Origin of the sequence: Paenibacillus sp. S25 (genome assembly GCF_019454085.1) — a bacterium.
In the GTDB taxonomy this organism is placed as follows: domain Bacteria; phylum Bacillota; class Bacilli; order Paenibacillales; family Paenibacillaceae; genus Paenibacillus; species Paenibacillus polymyxa_B.
Genome location: NZ_CP073683.1, coordinates 2,658,706 through 2,674,511, shown reverse-complemented (window position 1 = coordinate 2,674,511; position 15,806 = coordinate 2,658,706). Strand labels below are relative to the sequence as shown.

17 protein-coding genes are annotated in these 15,806 nt (G+C 43.1%); 7 read left to right on the top strand and 10 right to left on the bottom strand.

Annotated features, from left to right (window positions below; genetic code table 11):
• Positions 1-6 precede the first annotated feature (6 nt).
• From KAI37_RS11785 to KAI37_RS11775, 3 genes are read left to right on the top strand one after another with little or no spacing between them, the layout of a single operon-like run.
• Positions 7-1,215, top strand: coding sequence for a Ger(x)C family spore germination protein (locus KAI37_RS11785; protein ID WP_220031322.1), 1,209 nt, complete (start codon positions 7-9; stop codon positions 1,213-1,215).
• 6 nt (positions 1,216-1,221) lie between these two features.
• Positions 1,222-1,449: a hypothetical protein gene (locus KAI37_RS11780; RefSeq protein ID WP_220031321.1), complete on the top strand. Its 228-nt coding sequence runs from the start codon at positions 1,222-1,224 to the stop codon at positions 1,447-1,449.
• Between the two features lie 12 nt (positions 1,450-1,461).
• Positions 1,462-2,562 carry a GerAB/ArcD/ProY family transporter gene (locus KAI37_RS11775; protein WP_220031320.1) on the top strand — a complete coding sequence of 367 codons (1,101 nt, stop codon included), beginning with the start codon at positions 1,462-1,464 and terminating at the stop codon, positions 2,560-2,562.
• A 107-nt stretch (positions 2,563-2,669) separates the two neighbouring features.
• Here KAI37_RS11775 and KAI37_RS11770 read toward each other — a convergent pair whose 3' ends face one another.
• Together KAI37_RS11770 and KAI37_RS11765 are read right to left on the bottom strand one after the other, a co-directional pair.
• Complete coding sequence (locus tag KAI37_RS11770) at positions 2,670-3,362, bottom strand: pseudouridine synthase (RefSeq protein WP_104495723.1); 693 nt, start codon at positions 3,360-3,362, stop codon at positions 2,670-2,672.
• A gap of 115 nt (positions 3,363-3,477) precedes the next feature.
• Entirely contained in the window at positions 3,478-3,675 is a 198-nt protein-coding gene (locus KAI37_RS11765; RefSeq protein WP_013310240.1) for a DUF3934 family protein, read from the bottom strand.
• Positions 3,676-3,894: 219 nt separating this feature from the next.
• Between KAI37_RS11765 and KAI37_RS11760 the strand changes: the two genes are divergently transcribed.
• From KAI37_RS11760 to KAI37_RS11750, 3 genes are all read left to right on the top strand, one after another.
• Positions 3,895-4,395, top strand: a complete 501-nt coding sequence (locus KAI37_RS11760) for a histidine phosphatase family protein (RefSeq protein ID WP_076294578.1) — start codon at positions 3,895-3,897, stop codon at positions 4,393-4,395.
• 43 nt (positions 4,396-4,438) lie between these two features.
• Positions 4,439-5,851, top strand: a complete 1,413-nt coding sequence (locus tag KAI37_RS11755; protein ID WP_220031319.1) for a hypothetical protein — start codon at positions 4,439-4,441, stop codon at positions 5,849-5,851.
• Positions 5,852-6,028: 177 nt separating this feature from the next.
• Positions 6,029-6,463 carry a VOC family protein gene (locus KAI37_RS11750; RefSeq protein WP_220031318.1) on the top strand — a complete coding sequence of 145 codons (435 nt, stop codon included), beginning with the start codon at positions 6,029-6,031 and terminating at the stop codon, positions 6,461-6,463.
• A gap of 62 nt (positions 6,464-6,525) precedes the next feature.
• On the opposite strand, the gene KAI37_RS11745 is transcribed toward KAI37_RS11750, so the two are convergent.
• The 4 genes from KAI37_RS11745 to KAI37_RS11730 all read right to left on the bottom strand — a co-directional run bounded on the left by KAI37_RS11745 (position 6,526) and on the right by KAI37_RS11730 (position 10,154).
• A complete protein-coding gene (locus KAI37_RS11745; RefSeq protein WP_220031317.1) occupies positions 6,526-7,533 on the bottom strand; it encodes a FecCD family ABC transporter permease in 1,008 nt (335 codons plus the stop codon).
• Entirely contained in the window at positions 7,530-8,555 is a 1,026-nt protein-coding gene (locus KAI37_RS11740) for a FecCD family ABC transporter permease (protein ID WP_104495718.1), read from the bottom strand. Before KAI37_RS11740 ends, KAI37_RS11745 begins: the two co-directional genes overlap by 4 nt.
• A 33-nt stretch (positions 8,556-8,588) precedes the next feature.
• On the bottom strand, positions 8,589-9,572 hold the full coding sequence (locus tag KAI37_RS11735) for an ABC transporter substrate-binding protein (RefSeq protein ID WP_104495717.1): 984 nt from the start codon (positions 9,570-9,572) through the stop codon (positions 8,589-8,591).
• A 132-nt stretch (positions 9,573-9,704) separates the two neighbouring features.
• Positions 9,705-10,154 (bottom strand): Imm63 family immunity protein, encoded by a 450-nt coding sequence (locus KAI37_RS11730; RefSeq protein WP_025721071.1) that lies wholly within the window; start codon positions 10,152-10,154, stop codon positions 9,705-9,707.
• Between the two features lie 179 nt (positions 10,155-10,333).
• On the opposite strand from KAI37_RS11730, the gene KAI37_RS11725 reads away from it, so the two are divergent.
• Complete coding sequence (locus KAI37_RS11725; RefSeq protein ID WP_220031316.1) at positions 10,334-10,765, top strand: hypothetical protein; 432 nt, start codon at positions 10,334-10,336, stop codon at positions 10,763-10,765.
• A 50-nt stretch (positions 10,766-10,815) separates the two neighbouring features.
• Here the strand turns inward: KAI37_RS11725 and KAI37_RS11720 are convergent, their stop codons facing one another.
• From KAI37_RS11720 to aguB, 4 genes are all read right to left on the bottom strand, one after another.
• Entirely contained in the window at positions 10,816-11,736 is a 921-nt protein-coding gene (locus KAI37_RS11720) for an aminoglycoside phosphotransferase family protein (RefSeq protein ID WP_220031315.1), read from the bottom strand.
• Between the two features lie 190 nt (positions 11,737-11,926).
• Complete coding sequence (locus tag KAI37_RS11715; protein WP_220031314.1) at positions 11,927-13,948, bottom strand: NAD(P)/FAD-dependent oxidoreductase; 2,022 nt, start codon at positions 13,946-13,948, stop codon at positions 11,927-11,929.
• Positions 13,949-14,229: 281 nt separating this feature from the next.
• A complete protein-coding gene (locus KAI37_RS11710; protein ID WP_220031313.1) occupies positions 14,230-14,760 on the bottom strand; it encodes a hypothetical protein in 531 nt (176 codons plus the stop codon).
• Positions 14,761-14,901: 141 nt separating this feature from the next.
• The gene (gene aguB, locus KAI37_RS11705) at positions 14,902-15,777 is read right to left on the bottom strand and encodes an N-carbamoylputrescine amidase (RefSeq protein WP_025721082.1); all 876 of its coding nucleotides are present in this window, start codon (positions 15,775-15,777) and stop codon (positions 14,902-14,904) included.
• Between the last annotated feature and the right edge of the window lie 29 nt (positions 15,778-15,806).

The following is a 15,806-nucleotide window of genomic DNA, read 5'->3' as shown; positions in this document are numbered from 1 at the left end:
ACCATCATGAACTCGTACCGATCCACCATTTTGTTACTGTTAATGTGCACCTGGCTAATGGTGTTTCTTACGGGTTGCTGGAACAATAAGGAATTAAGTGCAATTTCCGTCGTGATGGCTATGGGTATTGATGCAGTTGATGACCAATATGAAGTCAGTCTACAAGTGGTTGACCCATCGCAAATGTCTCGGAATTCCCCCATGGAACGGACACCAACGATCGTTTTTTCCAAACGCGCCGATACCATATTTGAAGCTATTCGAAAATTAACAACGGAATCCTCCCGAAAATTGTATATGTCCCACTTAAAATTTGTCATTTTTGATGAAAAAATAGCAAAAAAAGGAATCAAGGAGCCGCTGGACTTTCTATTCCGTGATCATGAAGTTCGGCCTGATTTCTATTTGGCCGTTGTCAGAGAAAACTCGGCAAAGGAGGCCGTTACTTTTGTAGCTCCAACGGAGATCTTGCCTGCAATGGATATGTATAAGACATTAAGGCTTTCTGAAAAAGCCTGGGCTCCAACTTCCGCCGTCAATGTAAAAGATCTTTTGCAGAAATTTACGGAGGATGGCATTGAACCAGTCCTCACCGGTATTCGACTGACAAACCTAGAAAAAGGTCTAACTATTGATAATGTGACAAAGTCGCCCCAACATGTTAAATATTTTTTCACTGGAATTGGTGTTTTCAAGGGAGATCGACTTATCAATTGGATGAATGATTCACAAAGTAAAGCCTTTACCTATATATCCAACCGTGTTTCCAGTACCGTAGCTTCCATCGATTGTCCGAATTCCAAAGGAAAATTTGTTGTTGAAGTAATCCGTTCCAAAGTAAAGATGCGTCCAGAAATAATAGACTATGAGCCGCACATTTCTCTTATTGTGGATATAGAATCCAATATCGGAACGGTCTCGTGCAATGCCAACCTTAAGAATGAAAAGACATTTAGAGATCTTCAAGAATCAGCTAAAGAGCATCTGGAACAATCTTTGAAGGAAGGCATTTCGTACGCACAACAAATCGGTTCCGATATATTCGGATTTGGAGAAGCTTTTCACCGCAAGTTCCCACGTGAATGGCATAGATGGAAAAAGGATTGGCCACAAAAATTTCAAACGCTTAATGTGGGTATTCAGCTCAATTATCGTTTGATCCGGTTCGGGGACATCACCAGTCCAATCGATATGGGAATACACAATCAGGAGTGAATGCATATGCTTTATGTGATTCTCGTAACTTCCATTTTAACATCGTTGTATGAGTTTAAAAAATTTAAGGAGAAACAATATGTGCGTGAAATTGTATTCAGCTCGATATTGTTGATTATAGGCGTTATATTAATTATCCTACGGATCGCCAAAATTAAACTGCCGACTCCACTGACGGGCATTCAAATCCTATTTCAACCGATTAGTAGGTTACTTACAGAAATATTATCTTAAGGGGGCATTGGAATGAATTCCAACTTGACCGTTAGACAAGCTATTATGTGGTTTGCATTATATCAAATAGGAAGCGCATATCTGGTGCTCCCAGCGGCAATTACCACTGCCGCTAAACAAGATGCCTGGCTCTCCATCCCAGTCTCCTTAGGTTTCCATCTGTTATTAATACCTTTATATGCCTCCATCGCTAGGCAAATGCAGGGGAAATCTTTCGTAGAGCATCTCCGTTGCCTCTTCGGTCCCTTGGGCGGGACGATTAGCATCGTTTTCATTTTTTTCTTTCCCTTTCTTGTGTTCATCATGACGCTTCGAAATCTAGGCGACTTTATCACAATAGCTATTATGCCGGAAACTCCCTCCGACGCGATATATTTCATCATGCTTATAGTCATATATTTCGCCGTTCGATCAGGCCCTGCTGTAATTGGCCGTTGTGCGGAAATCCTGTTTTTTTTCCTTCTGGTTCTGTATCTTTTGGTCAGGATTACCCTTCTTCCTGAGACCAACATAAATAATGTACTTCCTATTTTTGAGTATGGTTTGAACCCAATCGTTCTCGCTTCGTTCAATTTGTTTGCCTTTCCCTACCTTGAAGCAATTCTGTATCTTTTTTTTGCACAGTACATCCCCGATCCAAAGAAGTGGAGAAAGACAGTAATTACATGTGCTTTGATTAGCGGCGGCATGTATTTTTTCATGGTTCTACAAATAATCGCCGTGATGAGTGAAGGTGTTGTATCTAATTTGACGTTTCCTACTTATTTTATTAGCCGAACAATCAGTAATGGGGAGTTTCTTCAACGGTTTGAAATTGTCGTTGCAGTGTTCTGGTTTGTCACCATTTTTTTCCGACTCGCACTGCTTTTATATGTTTCAGCGCAAGGGCTTGCAGATGCTTTTCGTCTTCGAAGCGCTAACTCTCTCTTAGTTCCTCTGATTCTAATCGCAATGGCAATGGTTCATTCTATTTGGCCAAATATGCAATTTTTAATCAAGTTTTTTTCAGTATGGCCTTTTTACGCCATGATTTTCGGTATCGTGTTTCCTATTGTGCTCTGGCTGGTGGGTAAGGTAGGCGGCTCGTTGAAATTACGTAAAAAGTATCACTAAAGTTGCGTTGGCCGTATGAACATACTGTCCAATTCCAGCCTCTCCACCACGTCGAAAGGACACAGATGACGCCTATTCGGCTAGGGGACTTGCTCTTGTTGTAATCATTATTGCAATTTAGCAAGAAGTAACTCCAGTTCCTCCCTCTCCAGATGTCTCCATTGCCCACGTTTCAGATGATCCAAGGTAATATTCATAATTCGAATACGTTCCAACTTTAGCACCCTGTACCCCAAGGCCTTGCACATTCTGCGAATTTGCAAGTTCAGACCCTGTGTCAAAATAATGCGGAACTCGTATTCGCTCGTACGATCAATTTTGCACGGTTTGGTAATGACGTTCAATATTTCAACGCCACGAGACATGGCCTGCGTAAACTCATTTGTAACAGGTTTGTCTACAGTCACTATATATTCCTTCTCATGACCATGCTCGGAACGCATCATTTGATTGACAATGCTTCCATCGTTGGTTAATAGAATGAGTCCCTCTGACGCTTTATCCAGCCTGCCAATGGCAAAAATACGTGAAGGATAATTGACATAACTAATAATATTACCAGCCACCTGCTCCGCTGCGGTACAAACAATGCCTATAGGCTTATTCAGAGCCAAATATACTGGTTCACTGTAATTAGGCGGAATAGTTTCTCCATCAATCAGCACGATATCCTGTGGCTCTACTTCCGCGCCTGCTTCACAAACATTGCCATTAATCGTAATTCGTCCTGCTGCAATCAGCCTGTTGGTTTCCCGACGTGAGCAAAATCCTGTCTCACTTATGTACTTGTTAATTCTCACGATTCACCTGCTTCTGATTATAGTATGCGAGTATAAGTAAAATAATTAAAAAAACACCTGATTGTTCTTGCTTAATCAGATGTTCGCCGTTTACGACAACTTATACTTTCCCGGCTTATTTGCTACTGTTGCCGCCGCTTTTATTCCTTGTTGGTTTGGCAGTGCCGCCTTTTGTGCCACCTGCCGCTTTGCTTCCCGGTGCGCTTGTAGAAGCGCTTTTTGTCCTTACTGGCTTCGCAGTTTTGTTCCAGCGTGTCCAGCCCTTACTACCTGTACCTCTGCCGGTCCCGCCGCCCTTGCTTTTTCCACCCATATGATCACTCCATTACTAGTCGTTCAGATTTAACTAAGCTATCATACCATTACTTTGATCATAATGCCCATTTGTTTTAAAAAATCGAAGCATAAACTGTGCCAAATAAAGGAGCACATAATCATGTGAAAGCTCACACATGTTATTGTAGGCCGCGAAAAAAGCTTTCTTTTCTCCCACTTAAATGGCTAAATTTTCTCTAGAAAAGAAGGATGCAGGATGAATAATGACGTAAGGCTGTTTGTGGTTCGTCACGGTATTGGGACTGGTAATGAGCCGGATGCTCCGCTCAGAGTTCCAGAGGGCTTCCAGCAGGCCGAGCAGTTGGCGGATTTTCTGCTGCATATGGATGGCTTGCATGTAGACCGTTTGATTACCAGTCCGTATAAACGAGCTTGGCAGACAGCGGAAATCATTGAAGAACGATTAAACATCAAACTTGATCCACCTGAAGATCGTCTTAGAGAACGAGGGGTGCCCGAAGTTACGGATGAAGAGTCTGAAGAAATGGTTAACACCCGGGTCACTGCCTTAACGGAAGAATTGCTGCAGAGCGGTCGACACACCTTTCTGTTAGTCACCCATCGCTTGATTATAACACTCATGCTGCATCATTATGCTCCAGATTTTATTCTGGAGGAAATCACGAATCCGGATCTTTATCTTTTAACGTTTAGTGATGGAAAATGTCAGGCAAAGCATTTGTGGAGTACAGAGTAGACTGTTGTATTTTAATTCAAAAAAACTGGGAGGTCATCTAATTATGCAAGGAATGCTGGAAAGAAATCGCATCACCGCTGTTACCAAACCCGACGTATCCAACATGTCTGTTTGTATTGAAAATGTGAAAAAGGCAGTGCTCTCCAATCTTCAGGGGCCAGCAGCCCCTACGGATTATCACCAATTGATGGGAAGACTCCATTCGGCAAAAGCCAAACTACCGAAAATATATCAGGAAACGGTCGCGATTCCGTTTATTAAGGAATTGGACAAGCTTGGGCAACAGGGCTTCACTGAAATTTTGATTCAGGACCCAAGCAGAACTAGAGCAGCCGGACTCATGCTGGATATCGCTCAGAGCATTTTGCAAAACGGAGAAGGCTACAATGCACTTGCGATCGATGCTTTTCAGGAGATTGTGAGTGACCTCTATGACGGTTTTCTTAGCGCAGAAGATCGTGAAGGAATAAAAGAACCGGATCTCAGTATTATTCCAGCACTTGTTAAATGGGGAGAGCCAGAAAATGGCCCGTACACATGGCCCGCTGATGCCACAGCAGTATTTAAAGTGCAAGCAGCGATTGTCAGTCTTCCTCCTGCGCATGCAACAAATGGACTGCTGGCTTGGTCCAGTATCCCGCATGAAGTATGTGGTCATGACATTTTGCATGCTGATCTGGGCTTACTTCAAGAGTTGGCCAATGTCGTTAGAAACAGATTAAACAGCGAAAACATCGGACAAGGACTACCGGACTACTGGGCTTCCCGCATCGATGAAACCGCGTCGGATATATTGGGTGTCCTTAATCTGGGACCAACAGCTGCCATTGGCTTAATCGGTTATTTCCGGGGTATGAATGCCGCCTTTTCGGGAAGAGCTCAACTTCGAAATGAAGGACCTACCCGTGATCCACATGCTGCAGATATTTTACGTGGATATTTGGGTGCCTACGCCACTGCACTTTTGGAATTCGACCAAGCTGAAGCATGGGCAGAAGTCATTGAATCGGAAACCGACAAGGATCTGTCAAATATTAAGCTTAACGGCAGAGCCATCGACGCTAATACAGCAAAACGTTCTGCACGAATTGTAGCTGAAGCCATTATGAAGACTAAACTTGCAAGCCTTGAAAATCACAGTCTGGATGAAATCCAAAACTGGAGAAACGAGGATGAGAGCGTCGCCACAATTTTACGTACCTTGCTGCAAACTACAGGTTCCCTTACCGACGAGCACCGCTCTGGCTTCTACGCCGCGCATGTGGTAGCTGCTGCTATTACCGAGGGACTTTCCCGCGAAGCGGATCTGCAGGTTATATTTAATCGGATGCTGTCCCTCTTAAAGCTGATGCACGATACCAATCCTGCTTGGGGACCACTTTTCGTACAGCATCCCGGCGATATTTCACGTCATCTGCTCTATCACCCTGTCACTCCAAACCTGATTTCCCTCTAAACAAGCCATATAATAACCCGCAAAATAGTTTGCTTAAGGGCAAGCAGTCTTTTTGCGGGTTATTAACGGCTACACGTCGGAAAGTCTATGAACACTTAGTATTTTTGCTTCTGTACTGGCTAATAATGATAGGTGAGAATTTGCAAGTAAAAAAATCAGCCAATAGGAGTGAAATACATGTCTGTTGATGTTTATCTTAACTTTAATGGGAATTGTCGTGAAGCAGCGGAGTTTTACGCAGAGGCATTTGGGACTGAGAAACCACATATCATGACGTTCGGTGAAGCACCGCCCAATCCCGATTATCCTCTATTAGAAGAAGCCAAAAATTTGGTTATGCACACGCGGCTTCAAATTGATGGTAGTAATGTCATGTTTTCAGACGTTTTTCCTGGGATGCCTTTCGTAGCCGGAAACAACATCAGCCTCGCCATCGTCAATAAGGACGAAGAGAAAATTCGATCGTACTTTCATAAGTTAAAAGAAGGAGGGACCGTAAACATGGAGCTTCAAGAAACATTCTGGAGCAAATGCTACGGTAGCCTTAAAGATAAGTTTGGAATTGAATGGCAATTGAGTTATGACAATGAAGAATCGCCCAAAGAACAATAAAAATAGACGTTAACCCAGCCATATTTTGCATGGACATGGGTTAGCGTCTTTTCATTATGCATTTAACTGGCTTTCGACAGCAAGTAAAGGAAATAAGGGGTAACCAGTATGGTGATAATAATTCCGGTTGGAATATCCGCACCAAAACTAATCGTCCGAGTAAGTGTGTCAGCAATCAAAATGACGAGTGCACCAACTAATGCCGTCGTAGGTAACAATAGCTTATGATTGGGTCCTACTAGCTTGCGTGCTAGATGGGGACTGACCATACCTACAAAAAAGAAATTTCCGCCAAGTGCCACGCTACCAGAAGCGAGCGCAACGGCAGCAATCGTCAAGCCGATAAACTCCCTTTTAATTGCTACGCCGAGCCCCGATGCTGTCTGATTCCCCAAGTTCAACGTATTGAGTGTGTTCGACCTGTAAAAAACGTAAAAGCAAATGATAAGCACCCACGGGAGCAGCACCATAATATATCTCCAGTCGTCCCCCCACAGGTCTCCAGCCTGCCATCTCAGAGCAAAGTCATACTGTTGCTTGTCTAGCCGGAGTGTCAACATCAGAGATAATGCACTGTAGCCACTGCCCATAGCGACACCGGTTAAAATTAAGCCTGTAGGCGAAATGTCTCTTCCCCGCCTGAAAGCAAACATAAAAATCAAAAATGCTGCCGTAAGGCCGCCTGCAAAAGCCAGTCCTGGAAGAAGAATAGGTGATAGCAATCCTTCACTAGCGAACAACGTAATATACATAAGTACAAATAACCCTGAACCTGAGCTGATGCCGAGTGTCCCCGGGCTGGCCATGTCGTTTTTGAGCAAGCTTTGCATAATACAGCCTGATATCCCCATGCCAATACCTACCAATATAGAAAGCACAATACGTGGCAGTCGAAAGTCAAACACGATCAGGTTCTGTTTGCTCGTTCCTTCGCCAATGATGACCTTGAAAACTTCGAGTGGAGAAAGGTTCATTTTCCCAACATTCATACTGAGTACAGCCACTAGCAGCGTCAGCACTACTAACAGTAAAATAATGCTGATCCCCCTGGTATTACGGGACAGTTTCAACTAAACTCCCTCCTCTGCTTGCGCACAAGGTAGAGAAAATAGGGTACGCCCACCAAGGCAAAAATAATGCCAAGGGGTGTTTCGTGAGGGCGATTGATCAGTCGTCCGAGTAAATCCGCCGCCAACAGAAAGACTGCTCCATACAAAGCTGAGGCCGGGATAATATACCGATAATCCGTTCCGACCAGATGGCGCATAATGTGTGGCACGATCAAACCAACGAAGCCAACAGGGCCAACTACAATAACCGATAACCCTGTTAAAATTAATACAATTAAGGTTGAAAACAGCTTAATCCTATTCGCACGAATACCCAAGCCAGATGCCACATCCTCCCCGAAGCTCAAAATCGTAATCGAGGGAGAAAGAGCGATGGCACAGATCAAACCCACTACAAACAGTGGCGCTATGAAAGCTAATTCGCCCCACTTGGCACTGGCTGTACCACCAGCAGACCAGTAATCAAGGGCTTGGCCAATCTCGTACTTAATAGCGATAAATGTACTAAACGCACCAAAAAGCATGGAGATGGACATTCCTGCCAGCACCAGTCGCTGAGGCGTCATTCCTCGCTTGCCTATAGATGCGATGTAATACGTAATGCCTGTAGTGATTGCTGCACCTAAGCAAGAATACAGCATGGTTTCTCCGTAGGTGCGACCAGGCAAAAAGGCCATACATAACGCAATAGCAAATGTCGAGCCTGAACTTATGCCAATGAGTCCCGAATCCGCTAGTGGATTACGAGTGGTTCCCTGCATAATTGCCCCACACACAGCCAAGCTGCACCCTACTATGATATCTGCCACGGTGCGTGGAAAACGCAAGGTGTGAATAATCTGATGTTCCGTAATGTTGGGATCAAACTGAAATATAGCTCCCCACGCCAGCTTCAGGCTCATTTCCGCAGCACCAAAGGTAATAGATGCTGCGGTAACCACCAGGAGTAGGAACACGCCCATGATCATGTAGCCTATAAAATGAAATATTCCTTTTTTATTTGGTTCTTTGTGAGTAGACATCGATTACACCCTTAGTTGGTCAATTATGCATCGTTACTTAGTCTGTTCCAGCAATTTGCTAATAATATAATCTAGTTGCCCCGTCATACTAGCAACGTCCGAATAATAGAATAGTCCTGCATATTTCGCTGGAATTTCGATGATATGTCCGTTTTTAACGGCTGGAATACTGCTCCAGATTTTTGTCTTCGCATATTCGGATTCCTTGCCTTCCTGCTTAAACCAAAGGACATAATCTCCAAAGTATTCAGCAGCTACCTCGTAGGATAAAGAACCTCGACTCTCTCCGGAATTTTTAACCAATGTGTTGAGCTTTTCCGGTTTGTGAAGCCCCAGATAATTGTAAAGCAACGTTCCTCCACGTGAGCCTGTTTCATAATATATTCCGTAAGAGCCACTGCCCCAGTCCTCGAAAATGCTAAACGTTTTGTCCTTGAATATGTCGGAATTTAGTTTTTCTTTGGCCTGACTCAGCTTGCTTTCAAACAGTGAAATCACTTTGTCTGCTTCTGCTTCATGTCCTGTGGCCTGACCAAGAAATTTCAAACGTTCTAGGGAGGTCATTTTATCCTCAGGTATCACAAGAACAGGCGCAATTTTAGAGAGCTTATCATAGTCCTTTGTATCATATGTAATGATGAGATCAGGATCATACTTCATAATTTCCTCAGTTTCCCACTTTTCAATATTGGGGATGTCGTTAAACTTATCGTAAAAAGGCATCGTTTCTTGTTTCCACCCCATTACTGCGGCCGGTTTAATTCCTAATGTAAATACATCGCCAACATACCAGTTCACTACTACCCGTTGAGGATTAGCGGGTACCTTCACATCTCCTTTTACCGTAGAGACTGTACGCGTATCAGAATCACTACTTACCTCTTCCTTCGTGGACGACGCGGGTTTAGCAGATGAATCAGAGGAACTGCCAGCATTCCCACAACCTGAAATAACGAAAATCACTACGAATAATGCACATAAAATCATGTGAAACTTCTTGTTCATCATACGATGCATGTTGTAAATCTCCTTTGAAATATAGTAAGTGCAGAACATCCTTAAAATTAGTGATATTGATAATCATTATCACTAATATAAAAGTGTAAATTTTATATTAGTGATTGTCAACTGTTTCTTTATTTTTTTGTTTTACTTTAATGGGTTCTCCAGTGCTCCCCTTCGATTCGCTTCATGCCATTCCTGATAGATTCCTCCAATTTCATAAAATGCTTTGTTCATTGCAGTTGTCAGTTCCTTCGTGATCTCTTTGGTATATTTTAAATGAGTATTTATGTTATCCACTTTATATTTGCGAAGCAGATTCAGATGAGCAATGATGTGAATTGTATCTTCGATGATCCAATAAATCACATCCTCTTCCTCTTTCGTAAGCTTGTTCAGCATCTGTATGCCTCTTTCATACATCTGGAGCGTATAACCCCGCTTGCCCACTTGCACATACGGGCTCAGATCATCATAAAAATCCGTACGGAAAGGTCGTCTTACATATTGCTCATACTGCTCTTCATATATTGAAGTTTGTTCAAGCAGTTTAATAGTCATATCTATGAGTTCTTGTTCGCTATATATTTTTTTCATCAGATTTTCCCTTCCCTTTCTCTACTAAATAAATTCAAGTCGTAATCATGTTAGATCACAAGTGATGCAATAAGAAGTCAAACTCTTTTTTTACCAACCATTAACAATTCTGTTTGATGCAAACGATAATTAGAATAGAGGGAATTCCCTCAAAATATCCAACTGAAGGAGACAGGCGAATGAATAGAGTATGGACGAAAGCATCGGCTATTCTATTGGTAGTGGTATCCCTGATGTTCAATGGAACGTACGCGCTCGCAGCTTCAGCAACATCAACGTATATCGTAACGTTTCAACAAGCAACCTTGGTATCCAACGATCACGTAGGCAACGAATGGGCCATTGCTGCCAAGGTGGCAGGTCAATCCATTAGTGAAGGTAACAGTGTAAAGGTGAAGGTCAAATCGGGTGGCAGCATAAAGCTGTATGCGTACGCTGAGGAACAAGACAAAATTCCTGATGAAGGCGAAGCCACCAAGAATGTAAAGGTCTCCTCGGTTTCTGCCAAAGGTTCTACCGTTAAGTTAAGAGTGACGGTTACTGAAAACCGTGGACGTTATTCAGGTCATCAAGCCGTTTGGGAATTTACGTATAAGATTAAGAAACAATAATAGAATGCTAAAAAAAGACCGTCACTCCCCAGGAGCGGCGGTATTCGCTTTTACAAGTCGCTGTAACTGGGCACATACCATTTCGGTATATAGGTTTGAAAGTAATTATACGCTTCCAAAACCTCTTCAGCTCGTTGCACCATATCGTCTACCTCTTCTTTGCCAAATGGAATGGACCAGTGAATCGATGAAAGCTGATTGCTTGCAATATACAGAGCCATTAATCTAAAAAATAAATCAGGTACATGGTTATTAAAATAACCGTGGATACGGCCCGAAGCGAATAAAGGACTTAATGCTGCACACCAGGTAATTCTATTGAATTCCTCCCAAGGATCACCATAATCCATTCTATTAAAATCGATGATACCCAGTTCACCAGATGGGGTAACCACCATATTGCCCACATGATAATCCCCATGCTGAAAAGTCTGGGGACGATTTTCTAATAGATGGCGGTTTTTCTCAATAAAGCTTATGGCTTGATCTGCTCCCTTTAGGGGAATACCACATGACTTATAGTTTGTAATATATCTGTTGATTTTGGCATTATAATGTTCAGCCCATGGGACTCGATCTTGCTCCGCATGAATCTCATGCATTTTTTTTAGTGCATCTCCTGCCTGAACTCCGAGTTGATACTGTTGTGCTGCGGTAAACGTGGGGATAATCTCTTCAGCATCTTTCCCTTCGATCCAGGTGAACAGAGAATACACAGATTGACCATCATGACAAATCCCAAATTCAAGCGGCCGGGACATTAACAGATTCTCCACGTGATTCAGCTTTGTTACAGCTTCAAACTCGCGTTTCTTTTTATCATAATGAACCATATTCGCCATTCTTAGCAGCAAGTCCCTACTGTCAGTAGTTTGAATATAATATTTTTTATCACTGGACCAGCCTTTATGAATCTCTTCCACACTGCTCCACGTGCTGGCACCCGGTATTTCACTAAAGAGTTGATTCACGCTCATCCCCCCACGTTAAGATAGCCTTACTTACTACATATGCTTTCCATAGTTTACCTTTGAAATGACAGAGGAATCAATCTTCTTCCAGGAAAAACTCAAATAAAAAAGGCTGAAAAGACAAGTCGTCTCTTCAACCTCAATATTCACTGAGTTGCCATCGTGAACACCCATCACTAGTATTGTCAAATCAGTAAGAATAAGAAAACTCATGTTTAAATTCGTCTACCCGTTGAATGGTTTTCAGAATATTGCGACCTTCACGTGTGCCATCAATAATACGACGAGCTTGTTTACTATCCCCGATATTAATAACTTCTACTTGATGTTCTTTACCATATTCGAGCAAGCTGTCCATCAGCGGACTGTATGAACGCATACCCAAGCATACGAATCCAAGATCAAAAGGAATCTCAAACTCCTGTTCTCCATGCTTTACTTTGAAGCGGTCGCTACACACTTCTGTCAAAGCTGTTTCCGTATGGACGTTCACTTCCCGCTCCTCTACCATTTTCATCATGGAAATGCGAGTAATCATATCCAGGTCTTTACCCAGTAGAGGCATCATCTCAATGATGGAAACCTCTTGTGCTCCACGTTCTGCGTAATATTCGACGACATCCAGTCCCACAGCTCCGCCACCAACTACTGCAATGCGTTTACCTTCAAACTCCTGGAATTTTTCCATGTTGTGCAAAAGATCAAAGATGGAGAACACTTTTGTGCCCGGTTTGCCCAGTTGCTCATGTAAACCTGCAATTGGCGGAAGAAGTGGTGTGGCCCCCGTCGCATTGACAATAATATCAGGATTCAGAGCACTAATCATCGCTAAATCAGCTCGGGTCCCAGTAACAATGTTCAGATTGGTTAACTGCTTGGTGCGTTGAATCAGATAATCAGGGAAATCATTGATGCGTGTTTTGTCCGGCAAGCGGGCAATATCACGAGCCAAGCCGCCCAACTCTGGTTTCTCCTCAAAGAGGGTTACTTTGCAGCCTACTTCGGCTGCCGTACATGCTGCTTCCATGCCAGCAGTGCCCCCACCAATAACAACAACCTGAACATTATTTTTAACACGTTGTTTCCGGTATTCAGCTTCCTTGAACAGATCCGGATTTACCGTACAGCAAATCGGTTTACTTTTGGAGATACGATGATCGGCACAACCAATGTTGCAAGAGATACATTTTCTAAGCAAATGTTCGTAGCCGTTTTGCACTTTAAGCACCCAGTTCGGTTCTGCAATCAACCCTCTACCCATAGCCAGAAGATCAGCATCACCTCTCTCCAAAATATCCTGCGCAGCCTGTGGGCTCCGAATATTACCTGAGGTCATCGTGACCTTCCCGAATTTTTCTTTTACCGCTTTAGCCATATATGAGCGCCAACCATCCGGCAGGTTCATCCCGTCAATCTGGAACTGGATGGAATCATTCAAAGCAGCAGAAACGTTCAGAATATCTACCTCATCATTAAGGTACTCCAATAACTCAAGTGTATCTTCCAGTGTGTTCCCACCTTCTGTGAACTCTTCCGCGCTAAAACGTAAGCAAATAGGGAAAAATGGGCCCACCACTGAACGAATTTCATCAATGACTAATCTGGCAAAACGAGTACGGTTTTCTGCGCTTCCGCCAAATTCATCCGTGCGTTTATTATACATCGGTGAAAGAAACTGACTCAGCAAGTAGGAGTGTCCCGCATGAATTTCAACACAGTCAAATCCTGCTCGTTGCGCTCTTCCCGCTGCTTCTCCGTATTTGCGCACAATGGCGTAAATTTCTTCTTTTTGCAGAGGTCTTGGAATGGCTCCGCCCTTTTTAGAAGGAATATTCGAAGAAGATACAGGCTGAACTCCGTTCAGTCGTCCCGCATAAGCCGAAGCACCCGCATGGTTAATTTGTACAGAAACACAGGCTCCATAAGAGTGCAGGGCTTCTGTTAATCTAAACAGTCCGGGAATAAACTGATCGTTATCCATACGCAACTGGGTTGTTCCGTTTGTACCCATCGGGAAATCCAGACAAACATTTTCTACTGTTATCAAGCCGGTACCACCTTTGGCCCGTTGCACGTAATAGTCAATATGATCCTGAACAAAGCTTCCGTCCATGGCAGCAAAGTTAGTTCCCATCGGGGGCATAACAATCCGATTTTTCAAGGTCATGCGTCGTATGGTTAGAGGTTCAAAGATAGCAGGATAGTAGTTCATTGTTCTTCCTCCTTGCGAGTTTACAAATTTCATGTTCAAGCTTCCATTAAAGCATTCTCATATGTGATTTTTTTCACTTTTGGGAATATCGAGATGTTATTGAGTACGATCATTCCTTATGACTTGATTTTATATCATCTAATCCATAAATTCTAATGCTATTTTATGTATCGAATCATAGTTTCAGTCTATAGATTAACTGGATGTAGACATAAAAAAGGAACAATCCTGTGAGGAATGTTCCTTTAGTGTGAAAAAATCATGCTTATATTCCGGACCATCTACCAATCCGTTCTTTTGAAACCGTTGGGTACACGCTCCAAAATCCCTTCCCTAACATATCTGTCCAGCAGCCCACACATTGTGGCATATCCTTTTTTTCTGAATAATGGTACGTAGGCTGTAGCTTTAGGAGAGGTATTCAGATATTTAAGAAAAAATCCTTCGTCGATCACCCGGGTATCGTAAATATAAGCCTCAATAGATGTATGCCGTTCTGGGTGATGCTCCCCCATATTCATAAACAGACAATGATCACCATGCAAATCAGCTGACCATATTCCATCAATAATCAAGTCTGTTTCTTCCTGTTTCAGCCATTCAAACTGAGTTGGGAACGGATCATACTCAGAAGGTCTGATTTGGTGGGTTTCGATAGCCATTCGTTCACATAAACGCTGAGCAGATAATGTGTATTCGTCCCACAATCCCAGAATAGCCATATCTCTTTCACGCGAGTATTCCCACTCTTGATCTTCTTCTGTCGAAGTTGTGAACTGTGCGAGCGATTGGTCTATACCCTTACTCCTCATTGCTATTTTCCTTCCTCCTATCCAACACTAGAAGTATTCCATTCAGAAACCAAAAATCCCCTGCCCGAAAAGCCGGGTGAGTCCAATGAAAGGAAACACCTCAGCTTGACGTCAAGGGAGACTTGTCTATCCGTATAAAGATTATACTTTTAGATCACCATCATAGGTGGCAATCATATTGTACAGTTCAGGACGACGGTCACGGAAAATGCCCCATTCAATCCGTCCTACTTCCAGCTCATCCAGGTCAAATTCAGCAGTAAGCACTTCCTCATCGGTACGACCCGCTTCTGCGATCTTGTTACCTTGATGCCCGGCAATAAAGGATGAACCGTAGAATGTAATACTGGAGTCCTCGTCTGTTTCAGTTCCGATCCGATTGGAGGCAATGACTGGGATCAGATTGGAAGCAGCATGACCCAGCATGCAAGTCTGCCAGTGATCTTTGGAATCAATGGCAGAATCCTGCGGTTCCGAGCCAATAGCTGTCGGATAGAACAAAAGTTCTGCGCCCATAAGCGCCATACAGCGGGCCGCCTCAGGATACCATTGATCCCAGCACACGCCTACCCCAATTTTGGCATAACGTGTATTCCATACTTTAAAACCGGTATCGCCCGGATTAAAATAAAATTTTTCCTCATACCCAGGACCATCTGGGATATGACTTTTGCGGTATTTACCCAGCACTTCACCGTCTGCATCAATTACAGCAAGACTGTTGTAGCGCGCGTAGTTTTTCTTTTCATAAAAACTGATTGGCAGCACAACCTGTAATTCTTTGGCGATCTTTTTAAAATGGTTAACCGCCTTGTTGTGCTCCAGCTCAGTTGCATATGAATAATAATCAGACTTTTCCTTCTGACAGAAATATGGAGTCTCGAACAACTCCTGCAGTAAAATAATTTGTGCGCCCTGCGCAGCCGCTTCACGTACTAGCTTCTCTGCTTTACTTATATTTTCTTCGATATTGGTAGAGCAGCTCATTTGAGTCGCTGCCACTTTTACTTTTCTCACTTTAGTCCTCCTTTTAGATGTTGTATCGT